Below are 19149 nucleotides of genomic sequence, written 5' to 3'. Positions count from 1 at the left end.
GGAGGAGTTTTATCACATCGAGTCGTTTTACCAACCGGAGAATGTCCATGAGTAAACTTGGGATTAATGGATTTGGTCGTATCGGACGTTTGGTGTTACGCCGTTTATTAGAAGTCGACAGCAGCCTGGAAGTGGTGGCTATCAACGACCTCACCTCGCCAAAGGTGCTGGCCTACCTGTTAAAGCATGATTCAAACTACGGCCCCTTCCCGTGGAGCGTCGACTTTACAGAAGATGCGCTGATCGTCAACGGCAAAACCATTACGGTGTATGCCGAAAAAGAGGCGCAGCATATTCCATGGCAGGCGGCAGGCGCCGAGGTGATTGTGGAGTGTACCGGATTCTACACCTCGGCCGAGAAATCGCAGGCCCATCTCCAGGCCGGCGCGCGCAAAGTGCTGATTTCCGCCCCCGCTGGCGAGATGAAAACCATCGTCTACAACGTCAACGATGACACCCTGACCCCGGATGACACCATCATCTCCGTGGCCTCCTGCACCACCAACTGCCTGGCGCCGATGGCCAAAGTCCTCCAGGATGCCTTCGGCATCACCGTGGGCACCATGACCACCATCCATGCTTATACCGGCACCCAGTCGCTGGTGGACGGGCCGCGCGGCAAAGATCTGCGCGCATCCAGAGCGGCGGCAGAAAACGTCATCCCGCACACCACAGGTGCGGCAAAGGCCATCGGCCTGGTGATCCCCGCCCTGAGCGGTAAACTGAAGGGCCATGCCCAGCGTGTGCCGACAAAAACGGGTTCGGTGACAGAGCTGGTGTCGGTGCTGGAGAAAAAAGTGACTGCGGATGAGGTCAATCAGGCGATGAAGCAGGCGGCTGAGGGCAATGAATCCTTCGGCTACACCGAAGAAGAGATTGTCTCTTCCGACATCATCGGCAGCCATTTCGGCTCGATCTACGATGCCACCCAGCTGGAGATTGTGGAGGCCGGCGGCGTACAGCTGGTGAAAACCGTCGCCTGGTATGATAACGAATACGGCTTCGTCACCCAGTTGATCCGCGTGCTGGAGAAATTCGCCCGCTAAGCGAACGGCGGGCCGCCTGAGCTGCCCGCCGGCTCGGAGTTAAGTACCTCAGGCCTGCAGATAGACCACCTGGGTCTGCAGGTACTCATTCAGCCCGTGGCGACCATCAGCGCCGCCGATCCCCGATTTGCGCCAGCCGGCGTGGAAACCCTGCATCGCCTCAAAGTTTTCCCGGTTGATATAGGTTTCGCCGAACTTCAGTCCCTTAATCGCCTTCATCGCCACGTTCAGATCGCGGGTATAGATCGAGGAGGTCAGGCCATAGTCGCTGTCATTGGCCATCGCCAGCGCCTCATCAAGGGTCGAAAACGCCACCACCGGCAGCACCGGCCCGAAGGTTTCCTCGTGGATAATGTCCATCTCCTGACGCACATCCAGCAGCAGGGTCGGCGGATAAAAATAGCCTTTGCCCTCCAGCGGCTGGCCGCCCAGCGCCACCCGCGCCCCCTGCGCCACCGCCTTCGCCACTTTACCCGCCACCTGGTCCCGCGCCGCCGCGTTGATCAGCGGCCCCATCGCGATGTCATCCCGCGTCGCCGGGTCGCCAAACTGCACGGCCTTCATCGCCTCGCCGAGGCGGTTGACGAAGCGGTCGTAAATGCCCTGCTGAACATAGACCCGCTCGACGCAGTTACACACCTGCCCGGTGTTAATCACCCGCGAGTCCACCACCGCTTTCACCGCCAGCTCCAGATCCGCATCATCCATCACAATGGCTGGCGCTTTGCCGCCGAGTTCGAGGCACACTTTGGTGATATTTTTCGCCGCAGCGGCCATGATTTTCTCTCCTGCCGCCACGCTACCGGTCATGCTGACCATCGCCACCTTTGAATTGCCGGCCAGCTCCTGACCAACGGTTTCTCCGCGGCCGAGCACCAGGTTAAAGACCCCTTTCGGCAACCCAACCTGATGGACGATCTCGGCAAAGGCGATGGCATTATTGGGCGTAAATTCGCTGGGCTTAATGACGATGGTATTCCCGGTGATCAGGGCCGGCGCCAGCTTGCGGGCGATAAGAAAGAACGGGAAGTTCCACGGCAGGATCCCGGTGGTCACCCCCAGCGCGCGTTTAAAGACGAGGATATTCTCCCCAGGGCGATCGCTCTGCACGATCTCGCCTTCGTAACGGCGCGCCCATTCGGCCATATAGTCGAGATAGTCCGCGGTGAATGCGACTTCCACCGCCGCCAACTGCTGGATCTTGCCGCCTTCAGCCACGATCAGCCCGGCAATCTCTTCAGCACGCTGGCGGATACCAGCGGCAATTTTGCGTAACCAACCCGCACGCTCAATGGCCGGCAGCGCTTCCCAGGCGGGCTGGGCGCGCTCAGCCGCGTCAATCGCCAGCCGCGCCTCTTCGGCAGTCCCGTCCGGGATCCGCGACAGCAGCGCTTCGGTCGCCGGGTTAAGCACGTCGATCCAGCCGTCGCCGCGACCGGAAACGAACTGGCCATCAATATACATTTGGTGTTGAACGGGTGCTGTCATGGCTGCTCCTGTAGTGCGTTTGTATTTAACAAGTGATTTTTTTGTTAAATATCGGGCGGATAAGCCGTGGCTTCGCAGCACGTTGGCGCCGTTCTGTGAGCTGATTCATAAAACCGGGCCAAAAATGCCCGGTTGAGGTTACATTCCAATAACACAAACTGCCCGTTTGCGATAAATCTGCCGCAAACGGGCAGTTTTCAGCCGAGGGTGCGGGCCTGCAGCGCCCCGGCAAGCTGGCCGTCCTCCCGCAGCTGTCGCCAGGCATCGAGGATCTCCGGCGGGAAGGTGACGTGGCTGATGAAGTCTTTCCCCCGCGGACCGTATCCTTCAGGCGTATCCTGCAGGCGCGGCAGCTCGCCCAGCAGCAGCCCCAGGTAGCGGGCGACCGGCCACAGCCCCGACCCGCCGCCCGCGAACCCCAGCTGAACATCGGTCTGCTCCAGCACCGGCGAGCAGCCGGGAAAGCTCAGCCACTGTGGCGGCGTCGTCACCCCCTGCCAGACGCGGGCGAAGGTGGCCATGGTTCGCCGCTGCATGGTGGGGTCCTGAATGACGATCCCGCGACGATGAGGGATCCCCCCGTTCTCCAGCGTGGTCCGGGTAAAACGGGCGTTCTCGCCGCAGTTGGTCGACTGGTCCTCCACCACCAGCCGCGAGCGCGGAATTTGCCAGTAGTCATGAGCAATATCGGCCAGAATATGCGCTTCCGGACGCCCCACCACCGGCAACATACGGTAACGGGTATCCTGGCGCACCGCCTCGTAGAGATAGTTCGTAGAATGTCCCACGCCGCCGCTGATCAGCAGCGGGACTTCCCGTTCCGCCGCCAGCCGGCAGGCGGCGTCGATGGTCGGGATCACGGCGTTGCCGGCCAGCACCACCACGTCCACCTGCGGCAGCGCGGGCAGCGTCGCCAGATCGTCCTGCGCCAGCCAGGCGCCGACCTGGTTAGCCGCCGCCAGCGTCGCCGCCGACAACGGGGGAAATTGTTCTGCCATTCTGTCTCCTTAATTCCCTCTCAGCCGATCGGAGAGGATGCTTTCGCCATCATAAACGCCGCCTCGCGGGAGGCAAAGCGGTGTTAATTTGTAACCATTTTGAAATAACAAGAAACATCTAAAAACAGGCGGGTTGCACCTGAACAACTCACTATGAAAATAACAAAAAACAGCAAAATCAGGTGGAAAATAAAAAATAGCGTCGCGGTTACACCAGTCCAAACCGCGTCATAACGCCCAGTTTGCCAGCGATGAACTTGCCAATTGTAACCTTCAACCCTAAGTTGCTTAACAATTACACAACCTTTTCACACCAGGTTGCACCCTGTTTACGCAGAGTGACACCTGACCTATTTACCGTGGCGGGAGAACGTTTCGTAATGAGCAATCCACAAGACAACACTGCATCCATTCTGCAGAAAAACAAGAAGGTCCTGATCGCCAGCCTGACAGGCAGCGCCATCGAATGGTTCGATTATTTTCTCTATGGCACCGCCGCCGCGCTGGTGTTCAACAAAATCTTCTTTCCGATGGTCGACCCGGTCATCGGCCTGATCCTCTCCTGGCTCTCCTTCTCGCTGACCTTTTTTATCCGCCCCATCGGCGGCGTCATTTTCGCTCATATCGGCGATCGCATCGGCCGCAAGAAGACGCTGGTGCTGACCCTGTCGCTGATGGGCAGCGCCACGGTGGCGATCGGCCTGCTTCCCACCTATGAGATGGTGGGCCTCTGGGCGCCCGCCCTGCTGATAACCCTGCGCATTATTCAGGGCATGGGTATCGGCGGTGAATGGGGCGGTGCGCTGCTGCTGGCCTACGAATACGCGCCGGAAAAGCGGAAAGGCTTTTTCGGCAGCATTCCCCAGGCCGGCGTGACTATCGGCATGCTGATGGCGACGTTTATCGTCTCGCTGATGACCCTGTTTGACGAGACACAGTTTCTCGCCTGGGGCTGGCGTATACCGTTCCTGCTCAGCTCCGTCCTCGTTTTTCTCGGCCTGTGGATCCGCAAAGATATCGACGAAACGCCCGCCTTTAAGCAGGTGAAAAAATCCGGCCAGGTGGCGAAGGCCCCGCTGCGCGAAACGCTCAAGCACCACTGGCGGGAAGTGCTGATTGCCGCCGGTCTGAAAGTGGTGGAGACCGCCCCATTCTATATCTTCTCCACCTTTGTGGTCAGCTATGCCACCACCACCCTGAGCTACCAGAAGTCGCAGGCGCTGGAATCCGTGACCCTGGGCGCGCTGGTGGCCACCGTGATGATCCCGCTGATGGGGCTGCTGTCAGACAAGGTGGGGCGGCAAAAGATGTATACCCTGAGCGTGGTGCTGCTGGGGCTGTTTATCGTTCCGTGGTTCCTGCTGCTCGACACCGGCACCAACTGGGGCATCATGCTGGCGACGGTCGTTGCCTTCGGCATCCTGTGGGCGCCGGTAACTGCGGTGCTCGGCACCTTGTGCTCTGAGATTTTCAGCGCCAATGTGCGCTATACCGGGATCACCCTCGGCTACCAGCTGGGTGCCGCGCTGGCCGGGGGCACCGCGCCGCTTATCGCCACCGGTCTGCTGGCAAAATATGACGGGGACTGGCGGCCGGTGGCCGTTTATCTGGGCGTAACGGTGGTGATTTCGCTGCTGGCAATTTTCTGCGCCAGCCGGATGAAGTCCGCGCCGGGTGCGGCCCCTTCCCGGGCGGAAAGCGCCTAACCGCCGCCGTCTGGGCAGGTAGCGTGCCGACTATCCCGCCCGGCGGCGCTGCGCTTGCGCGGGCCTACAGAGGGAGATCACGCCCGGGGGAAACCGCTCATCCCAGGTCCGGTAAGACAGTAGGCCCGGTAAGGCGCCAGCCGCCACCGGGCAGTAAAGCCGCTACGGAGCCGACTATCCTGCCCGGCGGCGCTGCGCTTGCGCGGGCCTACAGAGGGAGATCACGCCGCGGGGGAAACCGCACCTTCCAGGTCCGGTAATACAGTAGGCCCGGTAAGGCGCCAGCCGTCACCGGGCACAAACAGACGTCCAGTCTTCACCTCCTGCTTAACCGGCCAGGTTGGCCGGCGACTGTCAGGCGCTCTGGTTATCCAGCGTCAGCTGCCCCTCGCGCCGCTGCTTCAGCTTCCAGAAGCCCCACAGCGCGATAAACCACAGCGGAGAAGCCAACAGCGCCAGCAGCGTGTCCGGGTCAAAGATCATGATGAAGATGGCGAAGGCGAAGAACAGCAGGCTCACCCAGCTCATTACCACCCCGGCAGGCATCTTAAAGATCGACCCGGCGTGCAGGTCCGGACGCTGACGGCGATAGACCAGATAGGCCACGAGGATCATCCCCCAGCTGAACACCACCATAATCGCCGCCAGGGTCGAGACGATGGTGAACAGGGTCATCACGTTCGGCACCAGGAACAGCAGCAGCGTGCCGATCAGCATGCAGAAGCAGGAGAACAGCAGGCTACGCACCGGGATGCGGGTATTGCGCGACAGGATGCGAAACTGCCAGTGCGCATGCTTCTCCACCGACAGGCCGTACAGCATGCGGGTGCTGGAGAAGACGCCGCTGTTGGCCGAGGACATCGCCGAGGTCAGCGCCACGAAGTTAATCACCGCCGCGGCGGCAGGCAGCCCGGCCTTGGCAAACAGCGTCACGAACGGACTGGTCTCCGCCGATACCCCCGGCCAGGAGGCGACGGCGATAATCACCACCATCGACAGCAGATAGAAGATGATAATCCGCAGCGGCAGAGCATTGATCGCCTTGGGCAAAATGCGCTGCGGATCGCGGGTCTCCGCCGTCATGGTGCCCAGCAGCTCAATGCCGGTAAAGGAGAAGATCGCTATCTGGAAGCCGGCGAAAAAACCGGTGATACCGTGAGGCATAAAAGCCGTCGGGTCGGTAAGATGGCTGAGAGAAGCCGTCACGCCGTCCGGAGAAGTCCAGCCAGTGGCAATCATCCAGCCGCCGGTGCCGATCAGGGCGATAATGGTGATCACCTTGATCAGGGCGAACCAGAACTCCGCCTCGCCAAACATTTTCACCGACAGCAGGTTAAGCAGGAACAGGATCGCCAGCATGCTGAGGGCCGGCATCCATGCCGACAGTTCCGGGAACCAGTACTGCATATAGCTCCCGCAGACCACCACGTCGGCAATGCAGGTCACTACCCAGCTTAGCCAGTAGGTCCAGCCGAGGTAAAAGCTGGCCTGCGGCCCGAGATACTCGCCGACAAAGTCGGCAAACGAGCGGTAGTCATGGCGGGTGAGCAGCAGCTCCCCCATCGCCCGCATCACCATATAGGTAAAGAACCCGACCAGCACATAGATCACCAGAATCGAGGTGCCGGCGACGGCGATGTTGCGCCCCGCCCCCATAAACAGCCCGGTGCCGATGGCGCCCCCGAGGGCAATCATTTGAATGTGGCGGGCGCCGAGCCCGCGTTTAAGCTGTGACGCGCCCTCACCTCCGGCGGCAGGAGACGCCTGATGTTGATGTTCAGTCATGGTGTTTCCTCAGGCTGGTTGTGGGAGGCGAAGAGCCGCGGCGCGCAGCAGCAGCCCGGCGCGCTGACCGGTGGCGACCCCGGCATTGGGAAAGAGGATATAGGGGGCCCGGGCCTGCACCACCCACCGTTTCTCCGCCTGGCGAGCGATTTCGTATCCCGCCGGGAGCGCGGTGAAGTTCTCAACGTTGGCCGCGAGATTAAGCGTAAATTCCCCCTCGCGCTTGATGATGCTCTCCTCGACCAGGAAGTAGTCCACTGGCGCTTTGTCGCGCGGCGGTAGCGGCGCGTCAGAAATCCAGGCCCGGATCGCCGCGTCGGTAGCGGCGAACAGGCTGAGATCGTTGGCGCCGAACGGCATCACTTTCCCCAGCTCCAGGGTGGCGCTTTGCGCGGCGAACTTTTCGCAGGTGAAATGGGTGAAGGTGCCGCCCGCTTCGGTATGCCGCACGATGGCATCCATCCCGCTGGCCTGCAACAGCTGGTAGAAGCCAGGCGAAAAATCCCCGGCGTGGGCCGGGAGCAGCGCAAACTGGCGATACAGCGACCCGCGAATGGCGGTATGCATATCGAGATGGCTACGGTTGACCGGACCCGCCGCATCGGCGGCGCGATAGAAGGCCTGCACCGCTTGCTCCAGCGCAAAAGCCCGCCTCGACTCATTCCCCGGGGTGACCGCCAGATGGCGGCCGCCGAACAGGCGATTCAGGTCGTTGTGCAGATAGCGGCGTGCGGCGCGGATCGCCGGCAGGTTACCAAAGACGATCAGCAGCGCCTGAGTGAGCGGCTGCCGCCCCTGGCTCAGATCGTGGGTCAACTGCAGCAGCAGCTCCGTCGGCGCGGTCTCATTGCCATGCACGCCCGCGGAGAGGATCGTCGCCTGGCGCCACGGCGCCGTCGGCAGCAACTGCAGGATCCCCTCGCCCAGCCAGCGGGCCTCGATGCCCGCCGGGAAGCTCCACTCCTGCAGGCGGCAGTGCAGTAAATCGTTAACCAGGTGCTCCATCTGCCGCTCCTTAACGCTGAAAATCATAGACCGCGCCCAGGCGCAGGATCTGCGTCAGCTCATCCAGCGCCTGATAAACCTCGCGCAGCAGCTGCGGGTCCGCCAGATCGCGGGCGTGCAGCCGGTCGCGATAGTGTTTTTCCACCCATGCCGTCAGCTGCTGATAACGCTCGTCGTTCATCAGACTGTGGGCGTTGACCGCCTGGCGTTCAGCCTCGTTGAGCACTACCCGCAGCCGCAGACAGGCCGGGCCGCCGCCGTTGCGCATGCTTTCCCGCAGGTCAAAGACCGCCACTTCATCGATCGGCGATGCGCTGTCGGCGGCGAGGTCGCTCAGATAGCGCCAGACGTTTTCCCGCTGGCGGCACTCCTCCGGCACCACGATCAGCATCTTGCCGTCAGGTTTACTCAGCAGCTGGCTGTTGAACAGGTAAGAGGCCACCGCGTCATCGAGCGACACCCGCTCGTCCGGCACTTCCACGCTGGTGAACGGGATATCCAGACTGTCGCTTTTAGCCCGTAGCGTCGCCAGCACCGTCGCCTGATCGACAAACGCCTGCTGATGGTGGAACAGCACATGGCGATTGCTGACCGCGATGACGTCGTTGTGAAACACGCCGCGATCGATAGCCTGCGGCGCCTGCTGGGCAAACACCGTGTAGCGCGGATCCAGCTGATGCAGGCGGGCCACCGCCTCGCTGGCCTCGAGGGTCTGCCGCGCCGGATACTTCACCGGGGCGATCCCGCCGCTGGCGCGTCGACCGTAGACAAAAAACTGCACCCCCTGTCGGTCATACTCCCGGCAGAAGCGGTTATGGTTGGCTGCCCCTTCATCGCCGAGGTCGCCATGCTGCGGCAGCGCCGCATGGTGGGCGAAGTAGCGCGGATCGGCGAACGTGGCGCCCAGGATCGCCGAGGTGGTGGGCGCCTCCTGCATACGGTGCAGCTTATTGTTCAGGTTGGCGACGGTGAAATGGACTTTGCCATCGGCGCTGTCCGCCGACGGTGAGACGGTCGCCGCATTGGCGGTCCACATCGACGAGGCGGAGCTGAAGGCGGAGAGCAGCTGCGGCGCCGCGTGGGCCGCCTGCCGGATGACCTGCTCATCGCTGCCCTGGAAACCGACTTCGCGCAGCAGACGTAGATTCGGACGCGGCTGCGGCGGCAGAATGCCCTGCACGAATCCGCGATCGGCAAGGGCTTTCATTTTATACAGCCCCTGCAGCGCCGCCTTTTTAGGGTTAGAGAGACCATCGCGGTTATTTTGCGAGGCTTCATTGCCGACGGAGAGTCCGGCGTAGTGGTGCGTCGGGCCGACCAGGCCATCAAAGTTTGCTTCAAAACCAGACATATGTCCTCACAGGATCCGTTATCAGAATGGCAGGCCCGGCGATACCGTCGCCGGGAGCGTCAGCGTATCGCTGACCAGAGAGGCCATCGGCCAGGCACAGTAATCAGCGGCGTACCACGCTGCCGCGCGATGGTTGCCGGAGGCGCCCACCCCGCCAAACGGCGCTTTACTCGAGGCGCCGGTCAGCGGCTTGTTCCAGTTGACGATCCCGGCCCGCGCCTCGTCCGCCAGCTGGTCAAACTGCGCCGCGTCGCTGGAGATCAGCCCGACGGCCAGGCCATAGCGGGTCTGGTTGGCAAGGCGGATGGCCTCCGGGAAATCGTCATAACGGATAACCGTCAGCAGCGGGCCAAAGTATTCTTCATCCGGCACCTCGATACCGGTGACGTCGACGATCCCCGGCGTCAGCACCGTGGAGCGCGGGTCGGGCTGGCGCATGCGCAGCAGCACCTTGCCGCCGAGCCCCTCCAGTTTTTGCTGCGCCGCCAGCATGTTCTGCGCGGCGTCGAGAGAAATCACTCCGCCCATAAACGGCGCGGGCTGGTCATCCCACTTGCCGGCGCGGATCTGCGCGCTGGCCGCGACCAGCCGCTGCAGCAGCGCATCCCCCTGCTCGCCGCGCGGCACGATCAGCCGGCGCGCGCAGGTGCAGCGCTGCCCGGCGGAGATAAACGCCGACTGGATAATCACATGCAGCGCCGCATCGACATCGGCCACGTCGGCGACGATCAGCGCGTTGTTGCCGCCCATCTCCAGCGCCAGCATCTTCTCCGGCTGGCCGCCGAAATAGCGATGGAAGTGGAAACCCGCCGCCGCGCTGCCGGTGAACAGTACGCCGTCGATATCACGATTTTCCAGCAGCGCCTGGCCAGTGGTTTTTCCGCCCTGCAGCAGATTGATCACCCCGTCAGGGACGCCCGCCTGCTGCCACAGCTGGACGGTCATTTCGGCGGTGGCCGGCGTCAGCTCGCTGGGTTTAAACACGATGGTATTGCCGGCAATCAGTGCCGGAATGATGTGCCCGTTGGGCAGGTGGCCCGGGAAGTTGTAGGGACCAAAGACCGCCATCACGCCATGCGGTTTGTGGCGCAGCTGTGCTTTTCCGTCCGGCAGCGTCGACTCGTGAAAGCCCGTCCGCTGGTGATAGGCCTCGATGGAGATCGCGGCCTTGCCGATCATCGCCTGCACTTCGGTGCGGGTCTCCCACAGCGGCTTGCTGGTCTCCCGGGAAATCAGGGTCGCCAGCGCCTCTTTATGTGTCTCCAGCAGCGCGGCAAAACGCTCCACCACGGCAATACGCTCGGCCAGCGGCCGGTGCGACCAGGGGTAAAATGCCGCGCGCGCCGCGGCGCAGGCCGCCTGGACGTCGTCGGCACCCGCGCTGGCCGCCTGCCACAGCAGCGACTGATCCTCCGGGGCCAGTTTGCTCATCGTTGCCCCACTGCCCGCCTGCCACTGCCCGGCTATAAACTGTGCTTTTACCGCCATGATCTGTTTTCCTCTGGATTCAGGGTTACCGTATAAACGCGGTCGGTTTCACTGACCTGCAGCGCGTCCAGCGCGGCGGCGTCCAGTGAGACCTGCTCTTCGTGGGCCACCAGCAGCGCCCGGAAATTGTCGAACTGACCGTTGGCGACGAGCGTCGGCGCCGGCAGGGCGCCCATCAGCTGCTGGGCCGGCAGGCACTGGCTGTCGCGCACGGCGCGGATCTGATCGGTGTTCGCCTCCAGCACCGGTCCGGCATCGAAAATATCCACCGAGCCGCGCCAGCTGAATCCCTCTTTCTCGAGGATCGCCCGCGCCGGGGCGGTATTGGGATGCACCTGACCGATGACCTCGCGGGCCGCTTCCGGCAGCAGTGATATATAGATCGGGTAAGCCGGCATCAGTTCGGCAATAAAGGTTTTCATGCCGGTGCCGGTCAGCCGGTCAGCATCGGCAAACGGGATGTCGAAGAAGTGATGGCCCAGCGCATCCCAGAACGGCGACTGCCCCTGCTCATCGCTGCAGCCGCGCAGTTCGGCAAACAGGTACGGGGAAAACCACTCGCGGAAGGCGGCGATAAATAAAAAGCGCGCCTTGGAGAGCAGCAGACCATTGCGGTTGCGCTGATAGGCCGGGTCGAGAAACAGCGTACACAGTTCGCTGTGCCCGGTGTGGTCATAGCTGAGATTAAGCAGCTCCTGAGGCTTATAGACTCCCAGCGCTTTCGAGGCGCGAACCGTTTTCTGAATGCGAAAATTGTAAAACGGCTCGTCCAGGCCCACCGCGACCTCAATGGCGCTCACCCCCACCACCCGCGCCAGCGCGGTGTCTTCCAGCACAAACAGGAAACCCTGCTGGCCGCGCGGCAGTTCGCCGGCGAAGGTCTCGATACTGCGCTGGATACGGGCGGCCAGGCGCCCGGCATCATGCGGTAAGGAGGTCATGCCGACCCCCGCCCGCGCGGCAAGGCGGACGATGTCGTCGAGATCGTTTTCCCGTACGGGACGAAATAGCATCACAGGCCGTCCTCCCGGTTAGCGGGTTAAGCGAGCAACGGCGCGATCAAGGCGCACGAAGGCTTCCGCAATATCCGCCAGCGGGATATTGAGCGCCGGCGCGAAGCGCAGCACGTCCGGGCCGGCAATCAGGGCGATCAGCCCCTCTTCCGCCGCCAGGTTGGTCAACGTTTTGGCCTTGCCGCGCAGCGGCCCCGCCAGCTCAGCGCCGATCAGCAGACCGGTGCCCCGCACGGCGCTGAACGCATCGTAACGGGCAGAGATCGCATTCAACTGGTCAACAATCAGCGCATGGCGCTCGCCAACGCCCGCCAGCAGCGGCGCATCGAGATGGGCCAGCACGGCGTTAGCGACGGTCGCCGCCAGCGGGTTGCCGCCGAAGGTGGTGCCATGGGTGCCTGGCTGGAAGACCTGCGCCCAGGCCTCTTTCGCCAGCATCGCGCCGATCGGGAAGCCGCCCCCCAGTCCTTTGGCGCTGGTGAGGATGTCCGGGACGACGTTGTAGTGCTGGTAGGCGTAGAGATGGCCGGTACGGCCTGCTCCGGTCTGCACCTCATCGAATATCAGGGTCGCGTGATGGCGATCGCAGAGGGTGCGCAGCGCCTGGAGGAACGTCGGGTCAGCGGGTATCACGCCGCCTTCGCCGATAATCGGCTCGACGATCACCGCGCAGGTGCGCGAAGAGATGGCCGCGGTGACCGCCTCGATATCGTTATAGGGCAGATGGGTAATGCCCTGCGGCAGCGGAGCATAATCGCTGGAATATTTCGGCTGGCCGCCGACGGAGACGGTGAACAGCGTTCGCCCGTGGAAGGCATGATTGAAGGCGATGATTTCGCTTTTTTCACCGCCAAACTTATCGTGAGCGTATTTCCGCGCCAGTTTGAGAGCGGCCTCGTTGGCTTCGGCGCCGGAGTTGCAGAAAAACACCTTGTCGGCAAAGGTCGACTGCACGAGGGTTTTCGCCAGCTGCAGCACCGGCTCGTTGGTATAGCCATTGCCGATATGCCACAGTTTCGCCAGTTGATCCTGCAGGGCCTGAGCCAGCGCCGGATGGGCATGGCCTAAGGCGTTCACCGCAATGCCGCCCGCCATATCGATATACTCTTTCCCCTGCTGGTCCCAGACGCGGGAGCCCGCCGCCCTGACCGGAATAAACGGCGCGGGGGCAAAACAGGGAACCAGGTAAGCGTCAAAATCTTCGCGAGTCATACTGCCTGACATAAATCATCTCCGGAACGAAAGACGACGGAAAATGCTCCCGCCGCGTTGGACAATCGACATTAACCCTGACCCTCGGCTTGTTTTGGGCACGAGCGCGCCCACTGTGGTGGCAAAAATATTCACCACAGGAAAAATAAGCCCTATTCTTTTTGCGGGTAATTGTTAATTCATGGTTAATGCCATGTTGTTGTGTGGGCTAATGCTGGCCTGTGAACAATAAGATTGTCAATACGGGGGGAAGCAATTTATTCACTTTTTGAAGATCATCAAGATAATGAAAAACATAGAAAAAATATTTCTCTATGCACTTAAGTGAATAAAAAGTGAATTAAAATGCACAGCTTGCGGGTGGTTGACGTGCGTAGTTATTCACTTAAAAAATAAAAAATCTAACAAAAATTTAAAAATCGGAATTGCCGTCAAATACCGCTTTATAAAATTGGTGATACCATTCATTGCACAGAGTTTACTGCTGTAGCTATTCCACGGTTTTACACGACATAAATAACACTGAGAAACAGGACTCTTATGGAAAAGTTATCTTACGCATCTGAAAGTAGTACATCTCCATGGACCACCTACCTGCGCCAGATCGACCGTGTCGCGCCTTATCTCGGCGATCTTGCCTACTGGGTGGAAACCCTGCGCCATCCGAAGCGTGCGCTGATCGTCGACATTCCTGTGCAAATGGACGACGGCACCATCCGCCACTTCGAGGGCTATCGCGTTCAGCACAATCTGTCGCGTGGACCGGGTAAAGGTGGTGTTCGCTACCATCCGGATGTCGATCTTAACGAAGTCATGGCACTTTCTGCCTGGATGACCATTAAGTGCGCCGCGGTCAATATTCCTTACGGCGGGGCCAAAGGCGGCATTCGCGTCGACCCCTTCTCACTGTCAGAAGGTGAACTGGAGCGTCTGACCCGCCGCTACACCAGCGAAATCGGCATTATTATCGGGCCGCAGAAAGATATTCCGGCGCCGGACGTCGGCACCAACGGTAAAGTGATGGCATGGATGATGGACACCTACTCCATGAACCATGGCACCACCATTACCGGCGTGGTCACCGGCAAACCGATCCACCTCGGCGGCTCCCTCGGCCGTGAAAAGGCCACCGGGCGTGGCGTATTTGTCACCGGCCGGGAAGTGGCTCGTCGCGCCGGTATCGAAATTGAAGGCGCCAAAGTCGCGCTGCAGGGCTTTGGTAACGTCGGTAGCGAAGCAGCCCGCCTGTTCGCCGGCGTCGGCGCCCGCGTGGTGGTCATTCAGGATCATACCGCGACCCTGTATAACGAAGGCGGGATTGATATGGCCGCCCTCACCGCCTGGCAGGCGGAGAAAAAGCAGATTGCCGGTTTCCCTGGCGCCCAGGAGATCGATAAAGACGCCTTCTGGACCACCCCGATGGACATTCTGATCCCGGCGGCACTGGAAGGGCAAATCACCCGCGAGCGCGCGGAGAAGCTGACCTGCAAACTGGTGCTGGAAGGGGCCAACGGCCCAACCTATCCGGAAGCGGACGACGTGCTGGCCGAGCGCGGCGTGATCGTAGTGCCGGACGTTATCTGTAACGCCGGTGGGGTGACCGTCAGCTATTTTGAGTGGGTGCAGGATATGGCCAGCTTCTTCTGGAGCGAAGAAGAGATCAACGCCAAGATGGACCGCATCATGACCGACGCCATTATTCACGTCTGCGATAAAGCCGCCGAGAAAGCGTGTACGCTGCGTACCGCCGCCTATATCGTGGCCTGCGAGCGCATCCTGATGGCGCGTAAAGACCGCGGCATCTACCCGGGCTGATCCCCGTCAGGGTGTGAATCAGGGGGTGGCGTAGCGCCGCCCCCTTTTTTTCGCTATCGTGCCGTCAACCGCCGTTAGACCACAGCACTGGCCATCCCCGACGCTGCGACTCCGCCAGCAGCGCCGCGCACGGATTGACCGCGCAGGGGTTGCCAACCAGCGCGAGCAGCGGCAGATCCGAGATATGGTCCCCAAAGGCATAGCACGCCGCCAGCGGCTGGCCCCGTTCCTGCGCGTAGCGTTGAGCATGCAACGCCTTATGTTCGCCAATGGCGGTCCGCCAGAGTTCCCCGGTATAGTGTTCGTCAACCACCACCGGCTCTGAACACAGGGCATGCTCCACCCCCAGCGCCGCCATCGCCGGCCAGAGAATGTCGGTCATCGATCCGGAGACAAACACCACGTCATCCCCGCGCGCCTGATGTTGCCGGAGGATCGCCACCACCTCACGGTGAAAACCGTACCCACCTTCGCGATACAGTGCCTCAGCAACCGCCCGTACCTGGGCGCGCGGCTCATGGCGAAACAGCGAATAGTAGTAGCGATTGATTGCCTCCCGCGGTTGACCCGCTTTGCTAAGCGCCTGGAGCTGGCGGACAATCGCCGCGGCCGTCAAACCGCACTGCAGCGGATATTCCTCGGCATAGCGGTGCAGAAACAGGAACATACTTTTGCCGGTAATCAGCGTTTCATCCACGTCAAAAAAGGCGATGCTCATCCCCGTCCCCCTGCTCAATACTGACCAGATAATGTTGATGGCAGAGCGCCGCCTGCTCACACTCCTTACGAGTAATGTAGTTCAGGTCATAGACGCTGAAGCTAAAGCCGACTTCCGCTTTGCGGGTGCCGGTCTGGTCAAAACCGACCGAACACTCGCAGGTAAAGCGGCCGTGGGCTGAGCTTTTGCGCGACACCACATTCAGCACAATGGTCACCGGCAGCGGGAAAACAAAGCTGGAAAAAGCTACCTGCAGCGAGCTCAGCGTGAAGTACTTCTCGTCCATCGCCACGCCCGCCTCCGCCAGCAGAAATTTCTCCGAGGTGGCGATGATGGTTTGCCGCGCCGCCTCGATCAGCACCATCCCCTGGATGTGTTGCCCGGTCTGGTGGTCGCAGAGCAGCTCCGAGGCGTCCTGCAGGATCAGACGCGCGCAATAGCTATCTTCATCGCGTTTTTCCGGCGAGGTGATGAGGATGTTCTCTTTTTTACGTTTATGCACCAGCCGCTGATGATCGCGGTTGTTTTGATAATAGAGATCCTGCAGATTGACGATCTGGCGGATTTTATCCGGATAGTGCTGACGAATAATGCAGACCGTGCGGGAGATGTCGTCGAGCTGCACGCCCTGACCAATGACGATTTTATCGACGCCGGCGAGCTCGCCGCTCCAGACAAAACGCTCAAACTCGTTGACGGTCAGCACGTTCTGATGCCGCCGGGCAAAATCGGTAAATTTCTCACCCACCACAATTAATTTTTTCATGGCGCTTGTCTCCTCAGATCGCTTTCACAATTAACGCAATACCCATCCCGCCGCCGATACACAGCGAGGCCAGGCCGGTCGGTTTATTCTCCCGGCGCAGCGCGTGCAGAAGGCTCACGACAATCCGGGTTCCGGAACTGCCGAGCGGGTGCCCGAGGGCAATCGCGCCGCCGTTGACGTTCAGGCGGGCGGCTATCTCCTCCGCCGTCATCTGATGCTCGCGGGCCAGCCCCTTGACCACCCCCAGCACCTGCGCGGCAAAGGCTTCGTTAATTTCCAGTCGCGCCATATCGCTGAGCTGAAACCGCCCGCGGCGCAGGGCGCACGTCATGGCCGGCAGCGGCCCAAGCCCCATCATCGCCGGGTCGACGCCGCCCTCGCCGAAGGAGACTATCTCAGCCAGCGGCCGCAGGCCGTACTGCGCAACGGCGCGCGCCGAGGCGAGGATCACTGACGCCGCGCCGTCGTTCAGCCCCGAGGCGTTGCCCGCCGTGACGCTCCCGTCGCGACGAAAAGCCGGTTTCAGCGCCGCCAGCTGGTCGGCGCTAAGGTCATGGCGGATCTGCTCGTCCTCGCGGACCACGCTGACGCCCCGCTTCCCGCTGACCGTCACCGGCACTATCTCCTCGGCAAAATGGCCGGCGCGGCTGGCGGCGGAGGCTTTTTGATGGCTGTCCAGCGCGTACTGGTCCTGTTCTGCGCGCGAGATCTGTTCATGCGCGGCGATGGCCTCCGCCGTTTCCCCCATCGGAATATGCAACAGCGGATCGGTTAAGCCATCGCTCTGGATCAGATCCTCGCTGCTGAACGCGCCAAATTTCACGCCGCCCCTTATCTCTCCCCGCAGCAAAAACGGCGCCTGGCTCATGTTTTCCATCCCGCCAGCGACGACCATGTCGGCATAACCGCTCTGGATATGGATCGCCCCTTCGGTAATACTTTTCATGCCGCTACCGCAGATCATATTCAGGGTGTAAGCCGGCTTTTGCACCGGGATCCCCGCCCGCAGCGCGACCTGACGCGCCGGCCCCATCCCCTGCCCGGCGGCGAGGACGCAGCCGCAGATCACTTCGTCAATCCACGCCGGGTCAATCCCGGCCTGCTGCAGGTTGTGGCGGACGGTGAGCGCGGCCAGTTCCACCGCAGAGACCGTTTTCAGGGCGCCAAGAAAACGCCCCACCGGCGTACGGCAGGCCGCGACGATATACACTTTATTCATGATTATTCCATTACGTAGAGCGAGGAAAGATACTGCGATGTCCCGGCTTCGCTGCCGGTAAAGCCCACATAGCCATCGGGATTGATCACCGCATAGTCATCGCGGCCAATCTGTAGCGCCTCGAGAAACGCCTCGTCCGCCGGGTCAAGGGCGCAGAATATAAACCAGCCGCCAGGTTTCAGGCGGGATAAGGGAGGACAGTCGACGCGCGCGGAAAAGACCACGACCTTACCGCTGGCGAAGGCGTCATAACTGTTGCGAAACCTCGCCTGCGGCGAGGTAAAGACGTACCACGGGACATGGTGGCCCATCAGGCCGTTCGGGTGAGCGCTCTGCGGCGCGGCAAAGCCGGCGTACTGCAGCGGCAGCTGGTGGCGATAATAGTGACGATTGCAAAACTCCGGAAAGTAGACCGCGTCGATATGGTTTTTCGGCACCAGACCGGCGATCAGGCCGGTATCGTGATCGGTGGCGTGCAGCACGCCGCTCACCGCGGCGAAACGCTCGGTGCGATAGGATGCCAGCAGCCGGTCGCTGGCGACGCCATGCAGGTAAAAGGCCAGCTTCCAGGCTAGGTTAATCGCATCCTGAATACCGGTATTCATCCCCTGCCCGCCAATCGGACTGAACAGATGGAAAGCATCGCCTGCCAGCATGATATTGTGCTGCAGATTGTCATCGGCGATCCGGTTATAGAAGTTGGCGCTGGAGGACCAGGTCAGCGCCTGCGCCGGAGGAACCTCGGGGCAGAAGCGCGCCAGCGCCACGTTGATCTCCTGCAGATCCGGCACCGGACGCGGCGACGGTAATCGACCGGCTCTTTTAATCACGATCCTGACCTGATTGTCCGGTATGGGCAGAAAGATCAGAAAGCCCAGCTCGTCAATATAGTAAGAGGTTCCCGGGAGCGTCGCCGCGCTGGCGAACTGCACGTCCGCCATTACAAAATGCAGCGGGTAATCATGGCCGCTAAAGCCAATCCCGGCCAGCTCCCGGACGGTGCTGGCCGCGCCGTCGGCGCCGATAATATAGTCATAAGTAGCGGAACAGGCCCGGCGGGCATCGTCGAGCAGAGAGACGTGATAGCGCCCTTCCTCCCGCCGCCAGGAGACCAGCTGATGTCCGCGTTTCACCAGTTGACCGGCCTCGGCCAGCGCCGTTTCAAGGATCTTCTCCGTCCGCGGCTGCGGGATACTGACATGGAAGGGATAGCAGGTGGGGAGATGGCGGTTATCAATATGCAGAAACTTGCGGTTTTTATACCAGGCGTAAATTGACTGAACCTGCTTGCCCTGGGCGGTCAGCTCCCCGGCAAGGGCTAAGCCGTGGAAGGCTTTAATCGTCGCCGGACTGACGCTCAGCGCTTTGGACCAGGTGGTGCTGTGTGTATTTTTATCAATAATATCAAAATCAATTCCATACTTATTCAGATAGCAGCCAATGATTAACCCTACCGGGCCGGCGCCAACAATGAGTACTTTTTTCACGATCGAGCCTCTCTGTATGCCCCCAGGGGGGCATACGCGTGTTGCCTGGGTG

General features: G+C 61.1%; 16 protein-coding genes and 1 pseudogene. 5 read left to right on the top strand and 12 right to left on the bottom strand.

The window, feature by feature from the left end:
- Nucleotides 1–47: 47 nt before the first annotated feature.
- On the top strand, nt 48–1046 hold the full coding sequence (gene gap, locus A1WC_RS14090; protein ID WP_016160929.1) for a type I glyceraldehyde-3-phosphate dehydrogenase: 999 nt from the start codon (nt 48–50) through the stop codon (nt 1044–1046).
- 48 nt (nt 1047–1094) lie between these two features.
- On the opposite strand, the gene aldA is transcribed toward gap, so the two are convergent.
- Nucleotides 1095–2534, bottom strand: a complete 1440-nt coding sequence (aldA, locus tag A1WC_RS14095; RefSeq protein ID WP_016160928.1) for an aldehyde dehydrogenase — start codon at nt 2532–2534, stop codon at nt 1095–1097.
- On the opposite strand from aldA, the gene A1WC_RS27915 reads away from it, so the two are divergent.
- Nucleotides 2533–2670, top strand: a complete 138-nt coding sequence (locus tag A1WC_RS27915; RefSeq protein WP_012541908.1) for a hypothetical protein — start codon at nt 2533–2535, stop codon at nt 2668–2670. The two genes, aldA and A1WC_RS27915, sit on opposite strands and share 2 nt — an antisense overlap.
- A gap of 61 nt (nt 2671–2731) precedes the next feature.
- Here the strand turns inward: A1WC_RS27915 and A1WC_RS14100 are convergent, their stop codons facing one another.
- Complete coding sequence (locus A1WC_RS14100; RefSeq protein WP_016160927.1) at nt 2732–3532, bottom strand: YdcF family protein; 801 nt, start codon at nt 3530–3532, stop codon at nt 2732–2734.
- Nucleotides 3533–3912: 380 nt separating this feature from the next.
- On the opposite strand from A1WC_RS14100, the gene A1WC_RS14105 reads away from it, so the two are divergent.
- A complete protein-coding gene (locus tag A1WC_RS14105) occupies nt 3913–5238 on the top strand; it encodes an MFS transporter (protein ID WP_008805090.1) in 1326 nt (441 codons plus the stop codon).
- Between the two features lie 354 nt (nt 5239–5592).
- Here the strand turns inward: A1WC_RS14105 and A1WC_RS14110 are convergent, their stop codons facing one another.
- Genes A1WC_RS14110 through A1WC_RS14135 form a run of 6 tightly spaced genes read right to left on the bottom strand, consistent with a single transcriptional unit; the run spans nt 5593 to nt 13104 of the window.
- Nucleotides 5593–7023 carry an amino acid permease gene (locus A1WC_RS14110; protein WP_008805091.1) on the bottom strand — a complete coding sequence of 477 codons (1431 nt, stop codon included), beginning with the start codon at nt 7021–7023 and terminating at the stop codon, nt 5593–5595.
- Nucleotides 7024–7032: 9 nt separating this feature from the next.
- On the bottom strand, nt 7033–8028 hold the full coding sequence (astE, locus tag A1WC_RS14115) for a succinylglutamate desuccinylase (RefSeq protein WP_008805092.1): 996 nt from the start codon (nt 8026–8028) through the stop codon (nt 7033–7035).
- Nucleotides 8029–8038: 10 nt separating this feature from the next.
- Nucleotides 8039–9379 carry an N-succinylarginine dihydrolase gene (astB, locus tag A1WC_RS14120; protein ID WP_004148240.1) on the bottom strand — a complete coding sequence of 447 codons (1341 nt, stop codon included), beginning with the start codon at nt 9377–9379 and terminating at the stop codon, nt 8039–8041.
- A gap of 21 nt (nt 9380–9400) precedes the next feature.
- The gene (gene astD, locus A1WC_RS14125) at nt 9401–10867 is read right to left on the bottom strand and encodes a succinylglutamate-semialdehyde dehydrogenase (protein WP_012968349.1); all 1467 of its coding nucleotides are present in this window, start codon (nt 10865–10867) and stop codon (nt 9401–9403) included.
- The gene (gene astA / locus A1WC_RS14130) at nt 10858–11880 is read right to left on the bottom strand and encodes an arginine N-succinyltransferase (protein ID WP_012968350.1); all 1023 of its coding nucleotides are present in this window, start codon (nt 11878–11880) and stop codon (nt 10858–10860) included. Before astA ends, astD begins: the two co-directional genes overlap by 10 nt.
- Before the next feature lie 18 nt (nt 11881–11898).
- Nucleotides 11899–13104 carry a bifunctional succinylornithine transaminase/acetylornithine transaminase gene (locus tag A1WC_RS14135; protein ID WP_016160926.1) on the bottom strand — a complete coding sequence of 402 codons (1206 nt, stop codon included), beginning with the start codon at nt 13102–13104 and terminating at the stop codon, nt 11899–11901.
- 169 nt (nt 13105–13273) lie between these two features.
- Between A1WC_RS14135 and A1WC_RS27910 the strand changes: the two are divergent.
- Nucleotides 13274–13420: pseudogene (locus A1WC_RS27910) on the top strand (hypothetical protein).
- A 212-nt stretch (nt 13421–13632) separates the two neighbouring features.
- Nucleotides 13633–14907 carry a Glu/Leu/Phe/Val family dehydrogenase gene (locus A1WC_RS14140; protein WP_008805096.1) on the top strand — a complete coding sequence of 425 codons (1275 nt, stop codon included), beginning with the start codon at nt 13633–13635 and terminating at the stop codon, nt 14905–14907.
- 64 nt (nt 14908–14971) lie between these two features.
- Here A1WC_RS14140 and A1WC_RS14145 read toward each other — a convergent pair whose 3' ends face one another.
- From A1WC_RS14145 to A1WC_RS14160, 4 genes are read right to left on the bottom strand one after another with little or no spacing between them, the layout of a single operon-like run.
- On the bottom strand, nt 14972–15625 hold the full coding sequence (locus tag A1WC_RS14145) for an HAD family hydrolase (RefSeq protein WP_016160925.1): 654 nt from the start codon (nt 15623–15625) through the stop codon (nt 14972–14974).
- On the bottom strand, nt 15606–16391 hold the full coding sequence (locus A1WC_RS14150; RefSeq protein ID WP_016160924.1) for an AfsA-related hotdog domain-containing protein: 786 nt from the start codon (nt 16389–16391) through the stop codon (nt 15606–15608). Before A1WC_RS14150 ends, A1WC_RS14145 begins: the two co-directional genes overlap by 20 nt.
- Nucleotides 16392–16404: 13 nt before the next feature.
- Nucleotides 16405–17610: an acetyl-CoA C-acyltransferase gene (locus tag A1WC_RS14155; protein ID WP_016160923.1), complete on the bottom strand. Its 1206-nt coding sequence runs from the start codon at nt 17608–17610 to the stop codon at nt 16405–16407.
- Nucleotides 17611–17612: 2 nt separating this feature from the next.
- Nucleotides 17613–19097, bottom strand: coding sequence for an FAD-dependent oxidoreductase (locus A1WC_RS14160; protein ID WP_016160922.1), 1485 nt, complete (start codon nt 19095–19097; stop codon nt 17613–17615).
- Nucleotides 19098–19149: the final 52 nt, after the last annotated feature.

The organism is Klebsiella sp. KTE92 (assembly GCF_000398905.1).
GTDB lineage: Bacteria > Pseudomonadota > Gammaproteobacteria > Enterobacterales > Enterobacteriaceae > Klebsiella > Klebsiella variicola.
Note: the sequence above shows the minus strand (reverse complement) of the source record. Positions and strands in the feature narration are given on the sequence as shown.

Coding starts and splice junctions, on each gene's coding strand:
- astA (WP_012968350.1), bottom strand. CDS start 11,880: ATGCTATTTCGTCCCGTACGGGAAAACGATCTCGACGACATCGTCCGC.
- A1WC_RS14145 (WP_016160925.1), bottom strand. CDS start 15,625: ATGAGCATCGCCTTTTTTGACGTGGATGAAACGCTGATTACCGGCAAA.
- A1WC_RS14135 (WP_016160926.1), bottom strand. CDS start 13,104: ATGTCAGGCAGTATGACTCGCGAAGATTTTGACGCTTACCTGGTTCCC.
- A1WC_RS14110 (WP_008805091.1), bottom strand. CDS start 7,023: ATGACTGAACATCAACATCAGGCGTCTCCTGCCGCCGGAGGTGAGGGC.
- A1WC_RS14150 (WP_016160924.1), bottom strand. CDS start 16,391: ATGAAAAAATTAATTGTGGTGGGTGAGAAATTTACCGATTTTGCCCGG.
- A1WC_RS14140 (WP_008805096.1), top strand. CDS start 13,633: ATGGAAAAGTTATCTTACGCATCTGAAAGTAGTACATCTCCATGGACC.
- gap (WP_016160929.1), top strand. CDS start 48: ATGAGTAAACTTGGGATTAATGGATTTGGTCGTATCGGACGTTTGGTG.
- astB (WP_004148240.1), bottom strand. CDS start 9,379: ATGTCTGGTTTTGAAGCAAACTTTGATGGCCTGGTCGGCCCGACGCAC.
- aldA (WP_016160928.1), bottom strand. CDS start 2,534: ATGACAGCACCCGTTCAACACCAAATGTATATTGATGGCCAGTTCGTT.
- A1WC_RS14105 (WP_008805090.1), top strand. CDS start 3,913: ATGAGCAATCCACAAGACAACACTGCATCCATTCTGCAGAAAAACAAG.
- A1WC_RS27915 (WP_012541908.1), top strand. CDS start 2,533: ATGGCTGCTCCTGTAGTGCGTTTGTATTTAACAAGTGATTTTTTTGTT.
- astE (WP_008805092.1), bottom strand. CDS start 8,028: ATGGAGCACCTGGTTAACGATTTACTGCACTGCCGCCTGCAGGAGTGG.
- astD (WP_012968349.1), bottom strand. CDS start 10,867: ATGGCGGTAAAAGCACAGTTTATAGCCGGGCAGTGGCAGGCGGGCAGT.
- A1WC_RS14155 (WP_016160923.1), bottom strand. CDS start 17,610: ATGAATAAAGTGTATATCGTCGCGGCCTGCCGTACGCCGGTGGGGCGT.
- A1WC_RS14100 (WP_016160927.1), bottom strand. CDS start 3,532: ATGGCAGAACAATTTCCCCCGTTGTCGGCGGCGACGCTGGCGGCGGCT.